Source organism: Paenibacillus woosongensis, assembly GCF_009725165.1.
Classification (GTDB): domain Bacteria; phylum Bacillota; class Bacilli; order Paenibacillales; family Paenibacillaceae; genus Fontibacillus; species Fontibacillus woosongensis.
The window spans coordinates 179,378-203,202 of sequence record NZ_WNZW01000001.1 but is presented as its reverse complement, the minus strand read 5'-3'; the positions used below and the strand labels follow the sequence as shown (position 1 = coordinate 203,202).

Annotated in this window: 27 protein-coding genes and 2 pseudogenes; 26 read left to right on the top strand and 3 right to left on the bottom strand. The window is 43.6% G+C overall.

What is annotated here, in order from left to right; all coding sequences use genetic code 11:
- Positions 1–10 precede the first annotated feature (10 nt).
- Together GNP95_RS00990 and GNP95_RS00985 are read right to left on the bottom strand one after the other, a co-directional pair.
- Positions 11–946, bottom strand: coding sequence for a YqhG family protein (locus tag GNP95_RS00990; RefSeq protein ID WP_155609068.1), 936 nt, complete (start codon positions 944–946; stop codon positions 11–13).
- Positions 947–952: 6 nt separating this feature from the next.
- Positions 953–2,716: a DEAD/DEAH box helicase gene (locus tag GNP95_RS00985; protein WP_155609067.1), complete on the bottom strand. Its 1,764-nt coding sequence runs from the start codon at positions 2,714–2,716 to the stop codon at positions 953–955.
- Between the two features lie 689 nt (positions 2,717–3,405).
- Here GNP95_RS00985 and GNP95_RS00980 point away from each other — a divergent pair.
- Complete coding sequence (locus tag GNP95_RS00980; RefSeq protein WP_155609066.1) at positions 3,406–6,066, top strand: adenosylcobalamin-dependent ribonucleoside-diphosphate reductase; 2,661 nt, start codon at positions 3,406–3,408, stop codon at positions 6,064–6,066.
- 98 nt (positions 6,067–6,164) lie between these two features.
- Here the strand turns inward: GNP95_RS00980 and ytxJ are convergent, their stop codons facing one another.
- Positions 6,165–6,503, bottom strand: coding sequence for a bacillithiol system redox-active protein YtxJ (gene ytxJ / locus GNP95_RS00975; protein ID WP_155609065.1), 339 nt, complete (start codon positions 6,501–6,503; stop codon positions 6,165–6,167).
- Positions 6,504–6,660: 157 nt separating this feature from the next.
- On the opposite strand from ytxJ, the gene GNP95_RS00970 reads away from it, so the two are divergent.
- From GNP95_RS00970 to GNP95_RS00845, 25 genes and pseudogenes are all read left to right on the top strand, one after another.
- Positions 6,661–7,722 carry a suppressor of fused domain protein gene (locus GNP95_RS00970; RefSeq protein ID WP_155609064.1) on the top strand — a complete coding sequence of 354 codons (1,062 nt, stop codon included), beginning with the start codon at positions 6,661–6,663 and terminating at the stop codon, positions 7,720–7,722.
- Positions 7,723–7,908: 186 nt separating this feature from the next.
- Positions 7,909–8,487 (top strand): phosphotransferase-like protein, encoded by a 579-nt coding sequence (locus tag GNP95_RS00965; protein ID WP_155609063.1) that lies wholly within the window; start codon positions 7,909–7,911, stop codon positions 8,485–8,487.
- A 5-nt stretch (positions 8,488–8,492) separates the two neighbouring features.
- A complete protein-coding gene (locus tag GNP95_RS00960; protein WP_155609062.1) occupies positions 8,493–9,050 on the top strand; it encodes a DUF4240 domain-containing protein in 558 nt (185 codons plus the stop codon).
- Between the two features lie 115 nt (positions 9,051–9,165).
- Positions 9,166–9,444 (top strand): annotated as a pseudogene (locus GNP95_RS25960) (GNAT family N-acetyltransferase); the annotation flags it as partial.
- Positions 9,445–9,534: 90 nt separating this feature from the next.
- On the top strand, positions 9,535–10,101 hold the full coding sequence (locus GNP95_RS00950) for a GNAT family N-acetyltransferase (protein WP_155609061.1): 567 nt from the start codon (positions 9,535–9,537) through the stop codon (positions 10,099–10,101).
- A 122-nt stretch (positions 10,102–10,223) separates the two neighbouring features.
- Positions 10,224–10,628, top strand: a complete 405-nt coding sequence (locus GNP95_RS00945; protein WP_155609060.1) for a DUF1259 domain-containing protein — start codon at positions 10,224–10,226, stop codon at positions 10,626–10,628.
- A gap of 31 nt (positions 10,629–10,659) precedes the next feature.
- Positions 10,660–11,118 (top strand): hypothetical protein, encoded by a 459-nt coding sequence (locus GNP95_RS00940; RefSeq protein ID WP_155609059.1) that lies wholly within the window; start codon positions 10,660–10,662, stop codon positions 11,116–11,118.
- 196 nt (positions 11,119–11,314) lie between these two features.
- Positions 11,315–12,343: a phosphotransferase enzyme family protein gene (locus tag GNP95_RS00935; RefSeq protein ID WP_155609058.1), complete on the top strand. Its 1,029-nt coding sequence runs from the start codon at positions 11,315–11,317 to the stop codon at positions 12,341–12,343.
- Positions 12,344–12,392: 49 nt separating this feature from the next.
- Entirely contained in the window at positions 12,393–12,944 is a 552-nt protein-coding gene (locus GNP95_RS00930; RefSeq protein ID WP_155609057.1) for a GNAT family N-acetyltransferase, read from the top strand.
- A 73-nt stretch (positions 12,945–13,017) separates the two neighbouring features.
- The gene (locus tag GNP95_RS00925; protein ID WP_155609056.1) at positions 13,018–13,494 is read left to right on the top strand and encodes a GyrI-like domain-containing protein; all 477 of its coding nucleotides are present in this window, start codon (positions 13,018–13,020) and stop codon (positions 13,492–13,494) included.
- A 19-nt stretch (positions 13,495–13,513) separates the two neighbouring features.
- Positions 13,514–13,708 carry a hypothetical protein gene (locus GNP95_RS00920; RefSeq protein ID WP_155609055.1) on the top strand — a complete coding sequence of 65 codons (195 nt, stop codon included), beginning with the start codon at positions 13,514–13,516 and terminating at the stop codon, positions 13,706–13,708.
- Positions 13,709–14,213: 505 nt separating this feature from the next.
- A complete protein-coding gene (locus tag GNP95_RS00910; RefSeq protein ID WP_196427034.1) occupies positions 14,214–15,281 on the top strand; it encodes a leucine-rich repeat domain-containing protein in 1,068 nt (355 codons plus the stop codon).
- Positions 15,282–15,548: 267 nt separating this feature from the next.
- Positions 15,549–16,091, top strand: coding sequence for a histidine phosphatase family protein (locus tag GNP95_RS00905; protein ID WP_330163207.1), 543 nt, complete (start codon positions 15,549–15,551; stop codon positions 16,089–16,091).
- Positions 16,092–16,116: 25 nt separating this feature from the next.
- Positions 16,117–16,572 (top strand): NUDIX hydrolase, encoded by a 456-nt coding sequence (locus tag GNP95_RS00900; protein ID WP_155609052.1) that lies wholly within the window; start codon positions 16,117–16,119, stop codon positions 16,570–16,572.
- A gap of 41 nt (positions 16,573–16,613) precedes the next feature.
- Positions 16,614–17,664 (top strand): annotated as a pseudogene (locus GNP95_RS00895) (serine hydrolase domain-containing protein).
- Positions 17,627–18,037, top strand: a complete 411-nt coding sequence (locus GNP95_RS00890; protein ID WP_196427033.1) for a hypothetical protein — start codon at positions 17,627–17,629, stop codon at positions 18,035–18,037. Before GNP95_RS00895 ends, GNP95_RS00890 begins: the two are co-directional and overlap by 38 nt.
- Before the next feature lie 4 nt (positions 18,038–18,041).
- Complete coding sequence (locus tag GNP95_RS00885; RefSeq protein WP_155609966.1) at positions 18,042–18,275, top strand: hypothetical protein; 234 nt, start codon at positions 18,042–18,044, stop codon at positions 18,273–18,275.
- Between the two features lie 244 nt (positions 18,276–18,519).
- On the top strand, positions 18,520–19,203 hold the full coding sequence (locus tag GNP95_RS00880) for a hypothetical protein (RefSeq protein ID WP_155609050.1): 684 nt from the start codon (positions 18,520–18,522) through the stop codon (positions 19,201–19,203).
- Between the two features lie 33 nt (positions 19,204–19,236).
- A complete protein-coding gene (locus GNP95_RS00875; protein ID WP_155609049.1) occupies positions 19,237–19,674 on the top strand; it encodes a DUF1801 domain-containing protein in 438 nt (145 codons plus the stop codon).
- Positions 19,675–19,748: 74 nt separating this feature from the next.
- Positions 19,749–20,360 carry a class I SAM-dependent methyltransferase gene (locus GNP95_RS00870; RefSeq protein WP_155609048.1) on the top strand — a complete coding sequence of 204 codons (612 nt, stop codon included), beginning with the start codon at positions 19,749–19,751 and terminating at the stop codon, positions 20,358–20,360.
- Between the two features lie 31 nt (positions 20,361–20,391).
- On the top strand, positions 20,392–20,997 hold the full coding sequence (locus GNP95_RS00865) for a hypothetical protein (RefSeq protein ID WP_155609047.1): 606 nt from the start codon (positions 20,392–20,394) through the stop codon (positions 20,995–20,997).
- 18 nt (positions 20,998–21,015) lie between these two features.
- Positions 21,016–21,384 (top strand): NIPSNAP family protein, encoded by a 369-nt coding sequence (locus GNP95_RS00860; RefSeq protein ID WP_330163206.1) that lies wholly within the window; start codon positions 21,016–21,018, stop codon positions 21,382–21,384.
- Positions 21,385–21,412: 28 nt separating this feature from the next.
- Positions 21,413–21,859 carry a GNAT family N-acetyltransferase gene (locus GNP95_RS00855; RefSeq protein WP_155609045.1) on the top strand — a complete coding sequence of 149 codons (447 nt, stop codon included), beginning with the start codon at positions 21,413–21,415 and terminating at the stop codon, positions 21,857–21,859.
- A gap of 14 nt (positions 21,860–21,873) precedes the next feature.
- Positions 21,874–22,239 (top strand): VOC family protein, encoded by a 366-nt coding sequence (locus tag GNP95_RS00850; protein WP_155609044.1) that lies wholly within the window; start codon positions 21,874–21,876, stop codon positions 22,237–22,239.
- Positions 22,240–22,525: 286 nt separating this feature from the next.
- Positions 22,526–23,593, top strand: a complete 1,068-nt coding sequence (locus tag GNP95_RS00845) for a polysaccharide deacetylase family protein (protein WP_155609043.1) — start codon at positions 22,526–22,528, stop codon at positions 23,591–23,593.
- Positions 23,594–23,825 lie beyond the last annotated feature (232 nt).

Genomic DNA, 23,825 nt, shown 5'->3' with positions numbered 1-23,825 from the left:
CAATTATTCGTCATCGCCGCAGGCGCAAATGGAAGATGCCGCAGTTTATTGCGGATACGACAATCCTCGGCTCGTACTGCCAGCGGATTTCACCACGGCGCGATTCGTATTGCTCCTGAACCAGCTTCTTCTTCTCCTCATCCGGATCGCGAAGCAGGTCCGTATAGTAGCTGTCGATGAGCAGCAGCTCCTCCTGGAGCCGCTCGTTGGCTTCTTCAGCCCAGGTCTGGTCGTACGCCTCGAGTTCTGTCCGGATGATTTGCTCGAGCATATCACGGCCCTCCGCTGAAGATAGCCTAGTTGGCTCGATATGGACGTTCTCTGGTACCCGGGGTACAAGGGAGAGGGACTGCAGCCTGGAGCTGAAGGAGGTGTCGATGTGCCCGGTCAACAGGGAAATGCCCAGCGTGCGGATTTCTTCTCTTTTCATATCACAGCAAAACTCGATTTTGAAATTGACACCAAGCCACGGCTCGTAAGCCGCAGGCAGCAGGGTCATTCGCTGCTTTGGCGAGGCGCTCTCGAACAGGTAGACGCAGCGGCCCCGCCGAAGCGCGGCGTCGAATATTTGCTTCAGGCGCGGGCTGCCGAAGGCCAGATCCTCGCGCTGAATCCGTGCCGGGCCAAGCACAGGCAAAGGGCGGATGGCTCCGTAATGGCGTCCGAGGAGTTGGTCTTCCTGCGGCTTGGGCGCATCCTGCTCTGCTGCGGCTAGTTCGGCATCATGACGCTCGGCATCAAAGACGAATTTGAAGGACATCGTCTGCGGTTCGGCTCCCGTACGTTCGATGAAGCTCCAGTAGTAAGGGCGGTTGGTCAAGTCCTTGTCCGCTTGAAGAGACAGTTTGACGGTTACGTGGTGCGGCGACTTCTCCATGATCTGGCACTCGGTAATGTCGAGGTAGGCCAGCACATACTGCTGGATTTGCTCCATGGTCATGGTCATTGTTCATCAGCCTCCCATGAGTTCTGTGAGATTGGCGCCTGAAGAATCGTCCCCAGGGTTCTTGCCCAGTTCATCCTTGATTTGATGCAGGGAATTGCCAAGGGAAGCAACACGGCTGGCAATTTCCTCATCGTTTTGCGATTCCAGCAGAATTTTGTAAATGCTCTTCTCCAAGGAATGCTCCTTCTCGAAACGCTCCAAAATGACATCAAGACTGCCGATGACCATTTCGAACATATTGATTTTCTCGTGCAGCAGGTTAAGAATATGCTCTTCAATTGTGCCTTTGGTCGATAGATTGTATATTTTTACATCGTTTTTCTGGCCCAGACGATGCACCCTGCCGATCCGCTGCTCGACCCGCATCGGATTCCAAGGCAAATCAAAATTAATCATCTGGTGGCAGAACTGCAGATTGATTCCCTCGCCGCCGGCTTCGGTAGCGATCATCACCTGGGCCCGGCCGCGGAACAGGTCCATCATCCAGTCCTTCTTGCCGCGGTTCATGCCGCCCCGGTAGGGCACGGCCGTCATGTTGCGCTCGCGGAAATATTTCAGCAGATATTCCTGGGTTGCCCGGTATTCGGTAAACAGGATGACTTTGTCATTCATTTCCCGGATGAGCTCCATCGCCTTCTCAGCCTTGCTATTCGCCTGGATCGTCTTGATGATGCCGACTAAATCCCAGATGCGATCGCGAAGCGGGGAATCGGGGGCAAGTTTCTTCGATAAATTGACAAGCGTAACGAATACGGCGTCCCGGCTGCTGCACACCTCCCTCTGCAATGTGACGAGCGAGAGCATGCTGCTCAGGTCTCCACCCGCTGCATGATATTGGTCTTTGACAAAGGAAGTAACGCCATCGTATAATTGCTTCTCCTCGGGCGAAAGCTCGACGTGAATGTTGCGGACGATCCGCTTTGTGAACTCTAGGTCGCCGTCTCCGCGACGGTTGCGGATCATGACCTTGGAGAGCTCTTCCTTGAGCTTCTCCTCATTTTTGGGGATCCGCTTATCGACGACGAAGTTGGCGGCAAAATCGCCTTGCCCGCCGAGCTGGCCCGGCTTGAGCAGATTGATCAGATTGAACAGCTCACTGAGGTCATTCTGAACCGGCGTTGCGGTGAGCAGAAGACAGTATTTTTTGCGCAGCTGGATCATGAATTGGTAGTTGGTCGTTTTTTTATTTTTCAGCTTATGCGCTTCATCGACGATGACCATATCGTATTCGTTATTCAGCAGAATTTCCTTGTGCGGGTCGCGCTTGGCCGTATCCATGGAGGCAACGACGATATCGTTATCCCAGGAATGCTGTTTTTTCTGGGCTATGGCGGGGATGGCGAATTTCTGGTTAAGCTCGCGCACCCATTGCAGCACCAAAGAAGCTGGGACGAGGATCAGCGCTTTGCGGACCAGTCCGCGAATCATGTACTCTTTGAGTATCAGTCCGGCTTCGATCGTCTTGCCAAGTCCCACTTCATCGGCCAAGATCGCCCGGCCGCGCATTTCGAACAGTACCTTGCGGGCGGTCTCTGTCTGATGCGGGAGCGGCTTTACTCCGTGGATGTGAGAGAGGCAGAGAATCTCTTCAAAGCTCGATACGAGGGAGGCGTTCTCTGCCTCCATGGCGAGGTTAAACAGCTTCCAGTCGTCCCAAGGCCCGCCCTTATCCAGGCGGCTGTTCAGATCCTCGTACCAGGAGCGGTCGAATTCGATGGGGGGACCGGCCTGCAAGGAAGAATGCAGTGAATTTGGAGGGTGCGGATTCATGATGTAAACCTCCCTTTTCTGTCATCTTCTAAATTTCGTGTAGATGTAGTATGGACGAATAAGTAGAAATTCATAACTGCGAGAAAGGTTGTGTATCTTGGTATTCTGTCGGAGTATGTCACAATCTGGCTCTGGAGCAATTCTGATTTTGAAAGAACGGGCTGCTGAAGTGGTATAAATCTGGCGTCAGGTCTGGCTTGGGGTAAGGATGATATGTCAGGAAACAGGCAACGCTAAAGCCATAGCGGCTGGCGGGAGGATGCAGGTCTGGCATGGAATGGTTTTCAGTCCTTTTTCAAAGGAAGAAACGAAATATAACGGGATTCAAAGGAAAGAGGAGATCATGGGGGATAAACGCCATTAATCTGCCTTAATTTTCAGGGAAGCCAAGCTGTAATATCGAGATGTTGTATAGTATAATGGTACTCGCCCACTACATATTGTGATTTATACATACAAAGATCGTTTATGTGATGTGGATGAGGGTAATGAATAAATAAGAAAAAGGTTAGAGAACAGACAGGAATCGGCGGTATTTGTGCAGGAGGGACATCTGCGCAGCTACCGACATTTTTTTGCGTCCAGCAGAGGAAAGATGCAGTGATAAACACCGCGACAAGAAACGACAATTAGTCTGCGGTGATGTAGAGTTAGGGCGCGAATCATCATTTATGAGGAGGGTGTTTTCTTTGAAAACAGAGCAGAAGCAACGTCTGGAGGGACTTAGTGAAAAAATCTTTTTGGATCGGTACGCCTGGAAAAATCCTGATCCGAGTCATGCGAAGGTCGGCGACGTAGTCCTTGTACTGACAAAAGATGATCCGAAGTTCCCTACGAAAGAAGTAGGCGAGGTCGTAGCGCGAGAGGGGCGGACGGTTACGGTGAAAACCCGGTCCGGCGAGCTCGTGCAGTCCGATGTTGAGAAGCTGACGCTGAATATCGAGAAAACACCGGAAGAAATGTGGGATCGCTTGGCTTCTGCCATGGCCTCGGTGGAGGCTACGCCAGAGCTGCAGCAGCAATGGGAAGAGAAATTCCGTTACGTGCTCGACGATTGGAAGCTGGTGCCGGGCGGACGTATTGCTGCTGGAGCCGGAGCCAGCGATGAGTTGACGCTGTTCAACTGTTACGTGATTCCATCGCCGAAGGACAGCCGCGGCGGCATTATGGAGACGTTGTCCGAAATGACCGAAATTATGGCGCGCGGGGGCGGCGTCGGAATTAACCTGAGCTCGCTGCGTCCGAGAAGAGCTGTCGTCAAAGGCGTAAATGGCTCATCCAGCGGTGCTGTATCCTGGGGCGGGCTGTTCAGCTATACGACAGGTTTAATCGAGCAGGGCGGCAGCCGGCGTGGTGCGCTGATGCTAATGATTAACGACTGGCATCCGGATTTGCTGGATTTCATTACGGTTAAGCAAACGATGGGCCAAGTGACGAACGCGAATTTGTCGGTATGCGTCAGCAATGACTTCATGAAGGCCGTGAAGGAAGATTTGGATTGGGAGCTTGTCTTCCCGGATACGACTTATGAAGATTACAATGAGGTGTGGGACGGCGACCTGGACAAATGGAAAGCTGCCGGACGAAGAGTGAATCACTTCCGTACTCTGAAGGCGCGGGAGATCTGGCATACGATCATTGAATCGGCCTGGAAATCGGCCGAGCCGGGCGTCGTATTTATGGAATACTACAATCAAATGTCGAACAGCTGGTATTTCAATCCGATCATTTGTACGAATCCGTGCGGGGAGCAAGGGCTGCCTGCTTGGGGAGTGTGCAATTTGTCGGCGATAAATCTGTCCAAATTCTATGATGAGGACAAGCATGACGTCGCTTGGGACGATCTGGCGCTGACAACGCGTTATTCGGTGCGATTTCTGGACAATGTCATCAATAAAACACCTTATCATTTCGAAGAGAACGAGAAAAACCAGAAGAATGAGCGCCGCGTAGGTCTGGGCACGATGGGGCTGGCCGAGCTGATGATCAAGTTGAACGTCCGTTACGGCAGTCCGGAATCGCTGGAATTTCTTGATAAACTATATGGCTTCATTGCGAAGGAGGCTTACCTCGCTTCGGCGGATATCGCAGGGGAGAAGGGCTCATTCCCGGCATTCGAGGCCGACAAATATCTGCAAAGCGGATTCATGAAAGTGATGACTGAGGTATATCCTGAGGTCGGTGAAGCGGTTCGCGAGAAAGGCATCCGCAACGTTACGATCATTACCCAGGCTCCTACGGGCAGTACGGGTACAATGGTTGGCACGTCCACAGGGATCGAACCTTACTTCGCGTTCAAATATTACCGTCAGAGCCGGCTGGGTTTTGACGAGCAGTTTGTTCCAATTGCGCAGGAATGGATGGATGCGCATCCGGGCGAGCAACTGCCAGATTATTTCGTAACGGCAATGGACCTGTCCGCCGAGGATCATATTCGCACGCAAGCGGCCATCCAGCGCTGGGTAGACAGCTCGATCTCGAAGACAGCGAACTGTCCGGCCGACTTTACAGTAGAAGAGACGAAGCGCCTGTATGAGCTTGCTTTCGATCTCGGCTGCAAGGGCGTAACGATTTACCGTGACGGCAGCCGCGATGTGCAGGTTCTGCAGACGGAGAAGAAAGATGATAAAGCGGAAGCAAATGCAAACTCTTCGGAAAGCGGCGCTACTGCGGGTGCTTCGGCTGGCGTTGAAGGTTCGGCAACGGGCGCGGAGCACAATGCGTTAAGCGGACTGGATCAAACGCTGTCCGCCGGGGTGGACCCAAGCGAGAAGACGGTGTTCGATAAGCAGTACAAGAAACGTCCGCAGGTCCTGCATGGGGCAACGTATAAAATCAATACGCCATTTGGCATGGCATATATTACGATTAACGATTTGAACGGCATTCCGAGCGAAATCTTCCTCAATGTCGGCAAAGCGGGCTCAGACGTGTTTGCGATGGCCGAGGCTCTGGGCCGGGTATGCTCCCTGTTCCTGCGCTATGGCGATCATGGCCAGAAGGTGGAGCTGCTGATCAAGCATCTGAAGGGTATTGGCGGTTCCGGCGCCATCGGCTTTGGTCCGAACCGCGTCGAGTCGATCGCCGATGCCGTTGCCAAAGCACTGGAAATCCACGTGCAGCATGGCCCGTATGACGATCATGATCCGGCTCCAGTAGCTGCGACTGTGGCCCACCATGAAGAGCAAGCAGATGTGGGCTCTGCGAGGAGCATAACGGCCGATGGCCAGTCTGCCGGCAGCGCGCCAGCGTCCTCGCGTGACCTGTGCCCGTCCTGCGGCTCGGCCTCGCTGCTCAATGTGGAAGGCTGCAAAACCTGCGCCAACTGCGGGTATAGCAAGTGTTCGTAAGCTAGAAGAAAAAAACGGTCAGGCAGCAATCCATGCGCCTGACCGTTTTTTTGATGGATCATTCTCTATTTCTGTTAAATCCCTTTATCCATTTACTATTAGTCCAAAACTGCAGTTATATGCGCCTTTGTGACCGACCAGTGGGAGGTGGTCCAGTATTTGGACTTATCCTTGATAAATATAATTTGCGGCGATTCGTGTTTGACATTCAAATCCTCGGCAATTTGGTTGGACACCGGACGGGATTCGATTACTTTTACTAGCGTATAATCCAAATCCTGATTAGGAGCATCCTGCAAATATTGTTCATATTCTTGAAGCGCGTTGGAGCTTACAGGACATGTCGTACTATGTTTTAGAATAACCTGGCCGCGCTCTGTTGATTTCGCCAACATTTCATTCCACTCTTCAAGTGTCGTAATTTCTCTCCAGTTCATACAGCACACTCTCCTCATTAGTTGTAGTTTAACTTAAGTATTCATCGAATGATTGAATTTTAACATGATCCTGCCCGTAGTCAAGTTGGTGAAGAAACGAGTAGAATAAAAGGAAGGCACTGCTGAAAGCCAGCACAATACATAGGAGGCACAAATGATGGGTGAGGAAGCAAAACCATCCGGTTGGGATGCGATTGATCAGGAGTTATCCAAAATATACGGGGAGCAGGAACCCAAGCATTATGGAACCCTTATATCCTATTCGCTTGGAGGCCAGGATCCGCTTGATGGGATTAGCGCTTACAAGAGCGAGACGCCGGTTCCACACTGGCATTTTGTAACCTATGGATTCTCTGAATTGTATGAGAAGGAATCGGAGGATGACGAGTGCAGCGGGTTCGGGTTTGAATTGACATTGCGGCTGACGAGGAATGATGACGAGGAGGAACCGCCGGCTTGGGCACTGAATTTGCTGCAAAACATGGGAAGATACGTGTTTAATAGCGGTAATGTGTTCAAACCCGGCGATTATTTAGATGCGAATGGCCCGATCTGCCTGGGCGAAGACACGCTATTAACAGCTCTTGCTTTCACATTGGATCCTGAGCTGCCGCCGTTGGATACGCCCAATGGCCAGGTGGAGTTTATTCAAATGGTAGGGATCACGAGAGATGAGCTTGAGGCGATGCAGACTTGGAATACATTAGGGTTGCTAAGGGAAGGTGTGGCACAAATTCCGGGTTATGTTACCGATTTATCCCGGGATTCTCTTTTGCAGGTTCCAGCGATCATGGAGGCAGTTGAACAAGGGATGGAGCAGGAAGGCTCTAATACCGGCTTTTTATATGTCGATCAATTGGCCTGGGAGCCGGGCAAAAAAGGGTGGTTCAGCAAACGTCCGGATACGGTGAAATTAGGTGCGAAGCAAGCTGAAATTGTCGGGAAGCTGCTGCGCGGACGGATACTCAAAGGCAAAAGCCTTGTCCTTGCTGGCCAAGAGATCCGCATTGTGTTCGAGCCTGGGGAACAGCCCGGTTGCAGTGCCGAGGATGACGAAATCAGTATCGCATTGAACGAGGCAGCGGTCGCTGAGCTCAGTCAAAGCCTGGTACCGAAGGCTGGCGCAATTGAATTAACTGCTTTGCCAGGACTTGCGATCCAAATCGTACAAACTCACATTAAAGACCAGGAAGGAAATGTCGTCGAAACGATTGGCTGATATTGCAAACTTTTGCCATTATTATGCTTTGTATGAGTCGGTAGTCAGATGTATAATCGTGGAAGAAGCCCAGATAACAAACGACCCAGCCTAAGATAAAAGATCTCTAGGGTTGGGTCGTTTCGTGATTACGGGAGGAACTTTTCCCTATAGGAGATTAAAATAAGTTAAAAGGAGGGTGATCATATGTTACCGGAAGGTCCCAGCATAATTTTGATTACCGGAATAATGGCAAGCGGAAAATCGACAGTAGCACAGTTGCTTTCCGAACAATTCGAGAAATCGGTGCATTTACGTGGAGATATTTTTCGAAAAATGATCGTAAATAACCGCAAAGAGATTCATCCTGACTCGGGAAATGATGAGTTGGATCAGTTGCGGCTGCGATATCGGCTGGCTGCACAATCAGCGGAGGCATATCATCAAGCAGGATTTACAGTTGTAGTTCAAGATGTAATCGTTGGACCTATGCTGAATGATTTTATCTCGTATATCAGTAACCGCCCTTTTTATGTAGTGGTACTTTGTCCAAACACAGCGGTTGTTGCAGCAAGGGAGGCTGCTCGCACAAAGAAAGGTTACGGTGTTTGGAGCGTTGAGGAGCTCGATGGTGTTTTGCGAAGAGAAACGCCTCGCATTGGAATGTGGCTGGATTCATCAGAATGGTCCCCTGAAGAGACCGTTAATGAAATTATCGCGAGGCTGCACAATGAGGCATTAATTTTACCCCCCAACTATAAAATCATAATTAAAAAGGAGACTTAAATTTCATGTCGACTCCATATTTCTGGGAATTAATAGACCAATCAAAAAAACAGGGTGCAGAACAAGTCGAATGGTTAGCTCGAGAATTGTCAAAAAAAGAGCTTAAAGAAATTATAGATTTTGAAATTGAATTTCAGAAAAAGATGGCCCTGTCCTATACAAGCTCGCTATGGGGCGCTGCATTTGTGATCATGGGGGGCTGCTCGGATGACGGATTTGATTATTTCAGAGGATGGCTGATTTCACGAGGGGAAGAAGTATACAATGAAGCAATCAACAACCCAGAATTTTTAGCAGAGTATTTAACAGAAGAAAACTTGATGGAGGATGAATATGCTCCTCAAATGGAAGAACTATTATCGGTAGGATTAGATGCGTACATATATAAAAAAACAGATAATTTTGAATATAATGATGAAATTCATACCGAATTTTTGCATGAATTAGAAAATAGGGGTTATGAAATTGAGCCCGCAGAATTGGATTTAGACTGGGAGGAAGAGGATTTAGAAGTACGATATCCTTTATTATGGAGTAGATTCGGAGAGAGTCCACTAACTTAACTTGAAAATAGCTTCGAAGGCGGGAACATCCTATAAAATTGAATGAAAGGAATATATAATATGTCATTACAAATTATCAATGAGAACAATCATGAGTTAAAGAATTATATCAGGGATAAGCGAGATTTGCTGGAATTGGCTAGAAATACAATATTTATTTATAGAATCCGAACGTAGAGGATATGGGTATGGGAAAAAACTCATGCAAGAGGTTGAAAATATTGCTAAAGAAAAGCTATGTGATTTTATAAAGGTGTATACGTTAAGCTTCCAAGCTTTAGATTTTTATAAGAAAGAAGGATTTGAGATTTACGGCGTTATCAAGAACGCCGGAAGACATAAACATTATTACCATGAAAAAAGTTTTGCTGCCGTAAATAAATGCAACTATTAAGAAGTTTGGATTTGAGGAGCGGCGACAAGATGTGCCTGGAATGAGGTGGATTCACAGGGAAATGGTGTGAAGGTAAATGGAGGGTTATTCATGGATATAGATAAATTATTCAGGGAATCGCCTGAATTTTTAACAAATCGGATATATCTAAGGCGTTTTATCTTGAAAGACATTTCTGATTACTATGATCTTGCCTCTGATCCGGATGTAACAGCATACACGATGTGGAATACTCATCGCGTTCTTGACGAAAGTCAAGCATACGTTGATTCCGTGCTGAGAAAGTATAACAACAAGGAAGCATATCATTGGGGTATTATTGCACGCGAAAGTGGAAAACTCATTGGAAGAACAGGATTTATTAGTTTTGATGTAGCTCATGATAGAACTGAGATTGGTTTTGTAATCTCTAAAAAATATTGGGGTCAAGGGATTGTTGTTGAAGCAACTCGAGAAATCCTGTGCTACGCATTCGATACGATTGGGATAAACCGAGTTGAGGGAAGATGTAATCATGATAACGTAGGCTCAAGACGAGTCATGGAGAAATTAGGGATGAAATTTGAAGGTATACTTCGGAAACAATTGAAGATCAAGGGGAATTATACGGATCAGAAATTATATTCATTAGTTAGAGACGATTTGCAGGCAGTTTAAGGTGATGACGGTTATTGATCAAAACATGATTAAACCAGCCTAATTACAAGAATATTCACATGTTCAAGGCTTCCATTGAATATATATAACAGAGCTTTTCTTGTACAAGGAGGTTTAATGATATGGATCACTTTCATTCGGTTTGCGAACAATTTGCTAATATTCTTAAAGGAAAAAGCAGCATTAACCAAGATGTTTGTTCTGTATCGCTGCATCGCAATTTTAAAGTAAATGTGCAAGGGCGCATGAGCGGGTCTGTGGTGCCAGCAGACGTTTTATTTGAATCCCTAGATCAAAGCGGCAATGCGTTATGTTTGGCTGAAATTGCAATTTTAGAAGAAGAGATACCTCGCTTTATGCATTCAGTTATCCAGCAAGGAATGATTGTTAGCGCCTTACATAATCACTGGTTATATACCAGGCCCCAAATCATGTATATTCACATCCAGTCTGTTGAGCCTCCGTTACATTTTGCAAAGAAAATGGCGTATGCTTTTTCAACCTTAAGCAGTGATCCAGTTGCTTGATTTTTACTAGCTAAAGCGAGGGACATATCAAGTGCCAAATCATGACTTTATTGTTGGACGAGTAGATAATCCAGATATTACTTGGACTGAACACGGCATAGTCCTTAATGGGAATCCAGTTAGTTTTCATGTTTCAATCGATGATGAGTTAATTAATTATCTTAGTGATTCATTGAACTGGATAGAAGCATGGTATCCCAATGGTTCGCATGAAAGAGGATTAAATCGATATGGGTACACAATCATCAAAGAGAAGGAACACCTAAGGAAATTTAGAAATATTATCATATCTTGGAGAAACCTTTTTATTCATGGGCCGGAAAACATTATTTTAACTGGAGGTTATGGCTGGGATTTAGGATCTAATAAGGGTTATTATGAGAAGAGTAAATTCAAAAGGGTAGATATTATCGACCAAATGGATGAGCTAGAAGAATTAATTGAGCAGGCATTAATTACAAGTAATTATGTAATTCATTGCGGAATATAGCATACGATAAATAAGGTTAGAACACCGTATTCATGCATCGGGGCTATCGCCCTTTGATCGTTAGATGTATAATCATGGAAGAAGCTCAGACACAAAACGACCCAGCCTAGGATAAGAGCTATCTAGGGCTGGGTCGTTTCGTGTATATAAGAAACGTGATCTGAAATTAGGACAAAAAAACAGAGTAGGTGGGTTCATGAAGTCTTTTTTTGACTTTGATACGGAAGAAACACGAAAAAGTTTACTTTCGAGAGCAAGGAATGTTGCATTGAGTGCGATTCAACAATATGAAGTGGAATGGAACTGTATTCGTTTTATTCAATTGTCAGATACCGTTACATACAAAATAGAAACCGATACGATGGGAAATTACCTGCTTCGTATTCATTCGGAAAGAGTCAGCAAGGAAGAAATTTTGTCTGAACTTGTTTTTCTAAATGAATTAAGGAAAGTAAAGGATTTGGTAGTGCCAGAAGGGATTCAAAGCCGCTGTGGCTCTTATATTTTAGAGTGTGAAACAGAAGAAGGGTATCGGAAACCATACGTCACGTTAATGAGGTGGGTTGAGGGAGAGCACTGGAGTAGTGAGTTCACAGACAGCCATGTATATAACATAGGTGCCATGATAGGTAGACTTCATAAAGCTTCTGCTAGTCTGGATACAACCGTTGATTTTGTCCGACCTCATTGGGGGAGTGCTAGTTTCAGGCAAGAAGTAGCTAAACTGGAACGTTATTATTCACGATTTCTAGCGGACGAGTCATGGAAACGTTATCAAGAAGCTATAGATAAGATCATTCATCAATTTGACCGTATGCAGCGAGATGCCCGAAACTATGGGGTAATCCATGCAGATTTACACTCTGGAAACGTTGTGTTTCACAACGAACTTCCATGCCCCATTGATTTTGGCAGATGCGGTTATGGATACTATTTGTATGATTTAGCAGGAGCACTATTGGAGCTTAACCCTCAACATCGAAGGTTACTAATTCAAGCATATGAGAGTGTGGTTGAACTCAATACGAACGACTATGTCCGTGACCTGGAGTGTTTTTTCGTCATGGTTATGATTGAAAATTATTGTCATCACTCGTCTAATCTGAAAGAAATTCCTAGTTTAATTGATGAGCAAAAATACGCTTTGGCTTATATTAATGAATACATCAATGACAGGTCATTCTTGTTTGAAATGATAGCACCTGTAGATACTGAATTAATATAGATGGACGTCGTGAATACATTAACGTTATCCGATAGAACGGAGTGTAATATTGCAGGTCACTATTCATCTAACAGACCCAAAAAGTAAATTCATCATAAATAATTTATACCCCTTCTATTTGCATGATTTATCGGAAATATGGGGATGGCAACCCAATAAATATGGCGTTTTTGAAGATGATGATGCAATAATGACTTTAAATGAGCAAAACAGAGTGTTTGATATATGGTGGTCTAAACCAACTATATTGTTTCCATATCTGATAGAAGTAAACGGGGTTCCGGCTGGGTTCGCTCTAGTAGCCACCCCACCATATACTCCACATGAGAGTGATTTTTACATAAACGAGTTTTTTATTTTGAGGTCATTCCGTGGTGGAGGGGCGGCAGAAGCAGCAGCCATTCAGGTGCTTAATAGTCACGAAGGCACTTGGGAGTTACAGACAAATCCCGGGGAAAGCAATAGAAGAGCACAATCTTTTTGGAGAAGAACGTTAAATAATTATACTGGGGGAGACTACCAAGAGGAAGTGGCTGAAACCAAAAATGATGGAACTAAGTTAATTTTTAGATTTAAGAACAGTGATAATCAAAATAAATAAAAAGCATATCAAGTTCCGTCGAAATCAGAAATCAATGCAATGTCATAAACCATACGAAAGGAAGATACTTATCATGCAGAGACAAAAACTTGAGAAATTTAAATGTGAATTAACAACACGGGAGTATTCGTTGATTGGTCAGAGCATTACAGCTAATTTTCCGAGCGGGTTTCCTGATGCTGCCCTGAAAGTACAGTTGGAGTTCGTTGAAAGAAGAAGTGAAATTATGAATTCCAAGGACAAGGAAGTATTGTTCTCGCCCTATATGTGTAATGGAATCATTGCAACCTATTTTGCTTGTTTGGAAGTCAGTGATTTGTCTAATGTCCCGGAAGGCATGATTGGATTCACTTTGCCATCCCAAACCTATGCAAAGATTAATTGTACAAACAAATCGATTGGTGAGGGGTACGATAGGATTTTCAAATGGATGAATGAAAATGGGTATGTTCAGAGATTTCTGGAAAACACCTGCCCAATAGAGATTTATTACTTTGAAGATAATGTGGAAGAAGAAGATGTTGAAATTCTAATACCGATCAGAACATAAATCCTAAAAGTGCACACTAATGTCAAATTATGAAGGCATTCTATTCCTGTTAAAAGATGTGTGTAAAGATTTAAAAGATGCCGATTTAGAAAAAATTGTCACATTCGGGCATGTGTTCTTAACTCCCGATCAAGGACATGGTAACGTTATTAAGCTTCATGATAAGTTATATTCAGAATTTCTTCTAGATATTTTATTTCTGGAATATGAGTAGAATTTTTATAATCAGTGATATCCAATGGATGTATTGAACAATTTAATAATTTGTTGGATGCAAAGATTGGTTGACTTAAAAGGACGAAAAGTGAGACGGTTCAAGGTAAATTCTTGGAACATGGTGGTATGCAAACCCTCCAAAGCTATTGCCATTTTGTTACTGACAATATGAATGAGGAATTGTTTAAACAAGCTAGAGAGTATATACGAGTAAATTTTAGTAGCCATATAGATTTTCTAGAATCATTGCCTCTTTATTATGAAGATATACACCATATTTATGTTCATGCTGGACTTAATCCAAAGTATATAAATTGGCGAGAACAACCTGAATATGACTTTATGTATATTAAAGGAGAGTTTCATCAGTCGGAACCAAAACCGATAAACTAGTCATATTCGGTCATACAAGTTAGATGGTGGATGCGCATATGGAATGCAGTTATATTGTTTAATATTCGACGAAGGCATTTATACTACGACGAGTATAAAGAATTTATGAATTGGAGATTGATCAGTTGAGATTATATACAGACCCTAGAGGGGAAGCATACGAGCGGGTTATCGATTTGGCTATACAGAATTCGGAGTTTTTTGTGCTAGGAGAGAAAATTCCGGTTGATCCGGCCCAGACTCAGTATACAAGTGTCCTTGAAGCGTTGGAACCTTACCTGATGAAGACTATCGTAATTCAAGGCGATCCTATTGATGAAGTAATACAAATAAGAAATATGTATCACAGTAGCGCTTTTTATACTGCAGGAACCTACTATTTGTATAGATGCTGCGAAGAAAGCGGAAACCTACTGAAACAAATGGCAAACCGTTTATCAGATTGGATTTATCCGAAGCTGCCGGAAGACTTGTGCTTTTTGAAAGAAGGCGGGGGAGATTTCCTTTACTCCGTTGTGCATGAGCAAATGTATGGTATAGATGTAGCTGAGGAAGAAGCTGTTGAACTGATGGATCGTATTTCGGGGCTTTTTATAAAATTAAAGGCTCACCGCAACCTGGACCGATTGCTCAATGATGCCATTAAGCATAAGACTGATCTGCTGTATATTAGTGGTCATAGGCTGACAGAGCTGCCAGAGAAAATCCGATACCTTACAGAGCTGCGTGAGCTAGAAATTTTTGAACAGGATCTTTACCGTCTGCCCGAAGAGCTGTTCGAGTTAAGCAAGCTTGAGCGCTTGAAAATCCTGACGGCTGATTTGGAGAGTATTCCCGCATCCATATCTAAACTTAAGAGTTTGAGAGAGCTCTGCATTCAATGTGGGAGCTCAGATCGGCCTACCCCCGGGTATCGGGTTAAGTCCAAGGAAGAAATCAGTCTTAGTCGCATCCCACCGGAGATGGGAGACCTTGAGCAACTAGAGCGGCTTACAATTCAGTACACCTCCATTCATGAACTACCTCTCGAGCTAGAGAAGCTGAAGCATTTGCGATTCTTGGACTTGGGAATGTGTATGATCAAACAGAAGCCTGATTTCCTGTATGGAATGAAGCAACTGGAGTACATTAACATTTCGCGGGATTCGTTATGGGAAGCAGATGAATCACAACAATAGCATCGAGATAAGGTAACAATATGGGTGGAGGTTTTCTAGGTGGAATTATTAAAAAAATAAATACCTACCGCCCTTTATTTGCTCATTGTATAATCGTGAAAGAACGCTCCGACAACAAATGATGACCCAGCCTAGGATATGAGCTATCTTAAGCTGGGTCGTTTTATATTGTTATGAGCACTAACAAACTTCTGAGAAGTTGGTTTGGCAACAATCCAGTTACTTCAACCACGGTGTTAAAAATAATAACCATCCAGGGGGGCTTACGTGAAGCGTATATACTTCATCAGACATTGTAAAGCTGAAGGTCAAGAACCAGATGCGCAATTAACTAGCGAGGGTCAGCTACAGGCTGATCAATTAGCCGAGTATTTCATTGGAAAACAGATTGACTATATCATATCTAGTCCATACGAAAGAGCTATCTCGACCATACGTCCGTTAGCTGAAACTTTAAATTTGACAATTCATAAGGATAATCGGCTGTGCGAGAGGGTTCTGTCTGCAGAAGAAATCGACAATTGGATGGAGAAGTTAAAAGAAACATTTGAAGATTTGGATATGAAACTAGCAGGCGGAGAATCATCACGGGAGGCCATGATGCGCGGCATTTCCTTAATCGAGGAGTTACTCGATCGTCGCGAGATGAATATTGCAGTAGTCACGCACGGAAATCTTTTGTCATTACTATTGAAATATTATGATCATGAAATTGGATTCAATGATTGGAGAAAACTTAGCAATCCGGATGTATTTGAGCTTGCTCTAAATCGTAAAGGGGAAAGACGTATCACCCGAATTTGGAAGTAATAACAAACTAAAGGAGTCATGTGCGATGGGATATATTATGGATTTAAGAGCAATTGTAGGCTCTAGACCTTTAATTATGGCGGGGACCTGCGTGTTAATTTTCAATGAGAATAGAGAGCTGCTTCTTCAAAGGAGAACAGACACAAATGATTGGGGGACCATAGGGGGTTCACTAGAGCTGGGAGAATCTTTAGAAGAAGCGGCAGCTCGGGAGCTTTTTGAAGAAGCTGGTCTAACAGCAAAATCGTTCAAATTTATAACGGTTTTATCTGGTAAAGATATGTACTATAAATACCCTCATGGTGATGAAATCTATAATGTCATGGCGATTTATGAAGCTCAAGAGATTGAAGGGAGCCCGAGAGTAAATGACAATGAGAGTCATCAACTGAAATTTTTTCCTTTGGGCGAGCCGATTGTGAATTTAAATCCATTTACCGAACATTATCTTAGAAAAGTAGGATACATCACGGAATGGTAAGGTAATGTTTGGATATTTTTAAAGAAAGGAAGTGCCGTAATATGAAGATCTTTCAATCAATTGAAAATGTAGTACAGCAACATCATGAGATACTACCATTCTCGGGGGCGGTTTTAGTCCAACAAGAAGGCACAATCATTGAACAAGGGTATGGATATGCCAATCGTTCTGAGCGGATACCCAATAGTTCCTCTACCAGGTTTGGAATAGCATCTGGCTGTAAAATATTCACTTCTATTGCGATATGTCAGCTTGTGCAAGATGGGGGATTGCTTGGATATTTCTTTTCCTAATTTTGATCCTACAATTACACTACATCATTTATTAACCCATAGTTCCGGAATACCAGATTATTTTGATGAGGAGTTCATGCATGACTTTGAAGAACTTTGGAAGGAATTGCCCATGTACTCTATAAAATCGCCCAAGGATTTTCTCCCATTGTTTCAGAATCAACAAATGAAATTTTCTCCAGGGGAGAGATTCTCGTACAATAATGCTGGTTTTATTGTATTAGGTTTAGTAGTGGAGCAGAGTACGGGGTTGGATTTTATAGAATATGTGGAGAAGAATATATTTGAGCGTTGTGGGATGCTGGATTCTGGTTATTTTAGCATGGATCAATTACCTGAACGAACAGCTGTCGGGTATAGAGATCATGATGATGGCACTTGGAAGAGTAATATTTACTCGGTTCCCATTAAGGGTGGCCCAGATGGGGGAGCATTTACGACAGTTCATGATTTAGGCAGGTTCTGGGATGCATTGTTGAATCATCAATTGCTGTCCCAAGAATACACGAATATATTATTGACTCCACATGTAATGGTCAACGATCGCACGAATTATGGGTATGGTGTGTGGATATCCATGCAGGGCAACACCATTTTTAAATATTATGTAATGGGAAGTGATCCGGGAGTTAGCATGCAATCATCAATATATCCGGAAAACAATATGCATGTACATATTATCGGTAATATGAACAATGGTGCCGAAATGATAGCGAGCAAAATTGACGAAATCATCCAAGAACGCTATTTTAATTCTGATCATGATGAGTACTGGCTGTGGAAAAGAAAAATTCATTGAAGTAAAGTACAGCATTGAGAAACTTCCAGGCGGTAACTTTACAGAAACTGTTAATGGTTACTTTCGAAATTTTGATGATATTAGGCGTTGGAGGAAATATGCCACGGATTCATATGTGAAGAGTGTTTATTCATGGTGTACAGGAGATTATTCAGAGGAAGCAACCATGGATGAGATGGTGAAAGTTTATTATGAATTGAATAAGTACTCGTTACAGCTAAAGTCCATTGACATAAAGAATATAGAATTTAGTGCAAATAACGAAGTGACAATTTCAGTGACTAGAACATGGGAAAATGATATAACAGATGAAACTAACTACTTAATTTTGCTTGAAAATAATGAGTGGAAAATTGATGACAGATTGGATTGATCGTATGGGTAACGTGGATAAACGAAATAGACTTAGTGAAGAAGTCTTCACCTATAAAAAGACTAAGGATAATAAAGTTTTTATTTACTGGATGGGGAAGCAAGTTACTATACTTGCTGGTAAGGCGAGTGATAAATTTTTAAAATCGATAGAAGGTAAGGATCATCTGGAGACCCAGTTAATCATGGCTAAATTGACAGGAAACTTTAAACGTGGAAATGAGAAAGATGGTAAATAACACGGGAACTATCATCATCCTGATCGGTGGAGTAAAAATGCAGGAACCTAGGCCTGTGTGGCCAAACAGCATCAACTGGTTTTCAAGTTGGTGTAAGGAGGACCTTTCCAAGAGAACATTATGGACTAAGATTATTAAATGATGAGGATTTAGAAACAGTAAAGATTAAGTATAGGTACTGGGATTCCATTGAAAGAGGTACTTGGGCAGACATGAATTAGTGGGCGGAGAGGGGATAAGGTCAATGGGTAAAGGATGGCGATCAACGCTTCTTATTGCCGTACTCATATTGATAGCATCCGGATGTACGGGAAAACACAAACCAGACGAACAATCGCTGGGGAATGGATCTCCAACGAATCAGTATGTATCCCAGGAAGTGCCTGAAGAAAGTAACGAAGCAGAAGAGAAAAATACACTTGAGCCGGACACAGCAACCGACGCGCCGAGGATATCGGTTGTTGTCGGTAGCGATGTCAAGCTGGAAACCTCATTGGAGCTTGAAACGGCGATATTCGATGGAACGGAGTATACGATCGAACCCTATGCAGTGACCTTCGCGGTGCGAACGAGTATGGGCGATCCTGTTATAGAGGGCCAGAGAATCGTTTTTTCGAGTGATTTATCTGGAGCAGCAACGATTTCGTATGAAGTGATGGAGAATACATCATTAGATGAAGCGGTGGCCAAGGAACTGCAAGATCACGATGGTTCCTTCTCCGGTGAGTTTATCGAGACTACTTCAAATGACGGACTGAAGGGCAAGCATAATCAATATAAAGAGGATTCGTTCTTTTCCGGTGTTCTTTTCTACGAGTTCGATCGACATGTGCTCCGGATGGAGTATCACTGTCCAATCGCTGGCGTCGACGCCATGGTTCGAATTGTAAATGAAACCATGGACTCGGTAAGATGGGAGAGTAACTAGTATAGGCAAAACTCCACTTTCTTGGGGGGGAACATGGAACTAAATCATAAATATAAACGTAATAAATCTAATAAACCATCGGGCTATGAGCAGGTATTAGAGTTTCTGGAGAAGCTTGAACATCCATTAAAACCGGAAATTGAGGAAGTCCGACGAATCATCTTGAACTCAAATGACCAAATATCAGAACATATTAAATGGAACGCCCCTAGTTTCTGTGTGAATAACCAAGATAGAATTACTTTCAATTTTCATGGGAAAGAAGGATTTCGATTAGTTTTTCACTGTGGATCAAAGAAAACAGATTATGCGGATAAAGCTCCGCTTATACAAGATGATTCAGGACTATTAGAGTGGTCGGCCGGCGATAGAGCTATTTTAACTTTCACATCGACAAGTGATGTGGAGGATAAGAAAGGCAAACTCAATGAAGTGGTATTGAAATGGATCGCAGTGACGAAGGATATTTAACAAGCATTTCGTTGAAAGCAAAGCGGCAAAACTTTGTGAAATAGACACTAGACATAGAGGGAGGTGCTTATGCAATGATCAATCAAAGTGGGGTGCGCATTTTCGACCGACAGGCCAAATCGTATGAAAGACGGCGAAGGAAACTACAAATGGCAGGCGAACGAAGCCGACTATTGAGACACGCCAGAGGAAGGGTCTTGGAAGTATCCGTGGGGGCTGGTAACAATTTTCCGTTCTACCCCAAAGGTGTTCATGTGACGGCGGTCGACTTCAGTCCTAAGATGATTGAAAAGGCGAAAGAGGCTGCGGTTGAATACGGCATGGACTGCGAGTTGCTGGTGTCCGATGTGGAGAGGCTGGAATTCCCAGAGAACTCTTTTGATACCGTCGTATCCACCTTGTCATTATGCGCGTATCAGAATCCAGAAGTGGTTTTAGGCAAAATGAAAGCGTGGGTAAAAGATAGAGGGAAGATCCTGTTGTTTGAACATGGTATCAGTACGAATCCGACTTACGCATGGTTCCAGAATCGGTTGGACGGACTATCTGTAAAATTAGTAGGCTGCCATCAAAATAGGGACATTCTGCAAATGGTACATGATAAAGGAATTGAAATCGAGAACTTGGAGCGAATGATGATAAATTCAGTGTTTCTGATTCGCGGAACAGTTCGAAAAGGTTTGTAAAAGAATCCTATATTGGAGCCCAAAGGGAGGAGTGAATATTAAAATTAACTGGAAACTAATGATTTTAGTAGTTTTTATTTTTAGCTTGGTTATTTTTGGTTATAAAGAATATCAGAAAAATATTAAATATGAAAAATATCTCTCTCAAGAGCTGTTCAATAGTTATAGTGAATTAAAGGTAATTATCTTCACTATTAAAGAAGTTTTAACCTCTCTATTAACTAGTCAAGCAGATTCCAATACAAAAACAGTTCTAGCGGATCATTTGCAACGTACATCAATGTTAACACAGGAATTGGATTATTATATTAGCATCTTTAAAACAAAAGATGATGAGGAATTAAAAAATAAAAGTTCATTAGTAACCAGTAACTTTGCATATTTCTTTCAACAAAATGATGCTAATACGCCCTTAGATGAAGATATAGACAAAATGAACAGTCTCAATGAAATGATTGAAACATGGATGGACGTTATTATTAATGAATATCCTGGGATAACAAATGAAAATAAATATGAGATCCTTTATGAGGAAAATAAAGGGGGCGATATTTTCATCAGGAATCATAAATGGAAGAGCATAATAACCAGTCTAGATAGAGTTTCAAGAAACTATGAGGGTGTATCTCAAAACTAGGTAAATGGCAGGTGTAGAATGATGATCTATCGGAGAAAGACATATATCGTGGATTCTTCATTCGTGGAGGAGTTTAATGCATTATTTAACGATATTCTCTTACCATCTCAGTTGAAGTATGGAGCTAGACTGATCGGCAGATGGCATCTTGAAATGGATGAGAACACGAGTGAGATTTTTGCTCTCTGGGAATATGATTCTTTTGAACAGTACGAAGAGATTGAAACAAAGATTAAAGCGGATGAAGAACATGCACAAAGGGTTCAGGAACGATTTGATCAGATTGGCAGAGAGCGCTTTAAAGAAGTACTCAAACAAGAAATCAAACAGGAATTTATAACATCAACTGTAGATCGAGACAAAACGATATTAAAGCCGATAGTCTAGCCAATTTAAGAGAGCGGGTGATGGAAGATTGGTTTTAATCCGTAAATATAATTCAAGCGACCTAGAAGCCGTAACTGATTTGATGGCTGATTTAGGTTATCCAACCGATGTGGATAGCATGAAGCAGAGAATGAAACTGATCGAGAATAATCCGGGGTATTTTACATTCGTGGCAACAATTCAGGATCATGAAGTCGTTGGTATGATAGGTACTCGCTTAGTACACTACTACGAAGGGGATGGAGTTACAGTACAAATCTCAATTGTAGTTGTTAGGGAGGATCTTCAAGGGAAAGAAATAGGAAAGGAACTACTTGCATTTATAGAGAATTGGGCTAAGGAGAAGGGGGCAAATAGCCTTTATTTGTCCAGCGGTATCAAACCAGAACGGATTAAAGCACACGAATTTTATAAGAAAAATGGTTTTGATATAAATGGATATCGATTTGTTAAGAGGTTTGAAATGGTTCAATAATTAGGAGGCAAACTATGATACTCAAATTTCATCATGCACAGATTACAATTCCAAAGGGCCAAGAAGAAAAGGCGCGGAAGTTCTATTGTGGAGTTTTACTGCTGAAGGAAATACAAAAACCAGAAAGTTTGCTTGACAGAGGCGGATTTTGGGTTGAAGTTGGCGACCAGCAGTTGCATATTGGTACTGAAGCAGGAGTGGATCGTTTATTAACAAAAGCTCATCTCGCCTACGAAGTAGAAGATATCAAGCTAATGGAAACCCGGCTAAAAGAAAATGGAATTGAAACACTAAAGTCAATACCTATTCCAGGGTTTGAAAGATTTGAGTTTAGAGATCCATTTGGAAACAGAGTAGAATGTATAAAGCCAGTAAAATAGAAATTTCAGCTGGAGCACAAATATCCCTAAGATAATTGGGGTAAAATGGTTTAATTGTAAGATATTATTTGCCATTCTGATCATTTATACTAGAGACACCTGGCAAAAAGCGGCTTTCATGATGAAAAGGTAGCAGCAGCAATCTTTTTATTTGAAAGCGCTTTTTTGTTGGGATACTGAAATCACAAGGAGATGAGGCCAAATCTCTAATTTCATAGAGAGAGTTGCAGCGATCAGGAGTGAAGGGAGTGACTATACTCGTATTTAATGATGAGGAGGTACTACTATGTTCAAAGCAAAACTAGTTAAAGGGGCGCTAGCACTTGCGCTCTTCGGTTCATTGTTCTCTCTTCCGATGATGCCCGCTGCCAATGCTGCCGATGCCAACTGCCCGAATGGCTACGTTGGCCTAACGTTCGACGATGGCCCTAATCCCGGTAATACGACAAACCTGCTTAATGCACTGAAGCAGTCTGGTCTGCGTGCAACGATGTTCAATACGGGACAAAACGCACAGAACTACCCGTCTTTGGTGCGGGACCAAGTGAGCGCAGGCATGTGGGTTGGCAACCACTCTTATACACATCCGCATATGACTACTCTAAGCAGTTCGCAGATGTCTTCGGAAATTACGCGGACACAGCAGGCGATCCAGTCGGCTACCGGGTCTGCGCCGAAGCTGTTCCGTCCGCCGTACGGCGAGACCAATGCCACTTTGAAGTCTATCTTGTCCCAGAACGGTCTTACCGAAGTGCTCTGGAATGTTGACTCCCAGGATTGGAATGGCGCCAGCACCGCCCAAATCGTAGCCGCAGCAGGCAGACTGCAAAACGGTGATGTGATCCTGATGCATGACCAGTACCAAGCAACGCTCCAAGCGATCCCGCAGATTGCGCAAAATCTCAAGAACCGTGGCCTTTGCTCCGGGATGATCTCCCCGAGCACCGGCCGGGCAGTTGCCCCTGACGGCGGGGGCACGACTCCTCCTGTCACAGGTACAAAAATAGAAGCCGAGAGTATGACCAAAAGCGGACAGTATACCGGAAATATCAGCTCGCCATTCAATGGAGTCGCTCTATACGCCAACAACGATTCGGTGAAGTTCACACACAATTTCACGACCGGCACTCATAATTTTTCACTCCGCGGGGCTTCGAACAATTCCAACATGGCCAGAGTCGATTTGAAAATCGGCGGGCAAACGAAAGGGACCTTCTATTTCGGCGGGAGCAGTCCTGCGGTCTATACCTTAAACAATGTTAGCCATGGAATAGGTAACCAAGTGGTTGAGCTCGTGGTTACAGCCGATAACGGAACCTGGGATGCATACCTGGATTATCTGGAGATCCAATAACACTCTGAAGCACACAATCATTATTTTAAATTGAATAGGAGGTTTCGCTTGGTACATCCCGGTTGGATCCTTCCAACCGGGATGTCATGTGTATATGAATGAGATTTGTGGGTAAAAACTAAAGTTTTGACGATAGAAGCTTTATTTTATTACAAGAAAAAGGAAGGAGTCCTCTGTTAAAATAATAAATGCAAACGCTTTCAAACCCATTATTGGAAGGAAGTGATAAAAA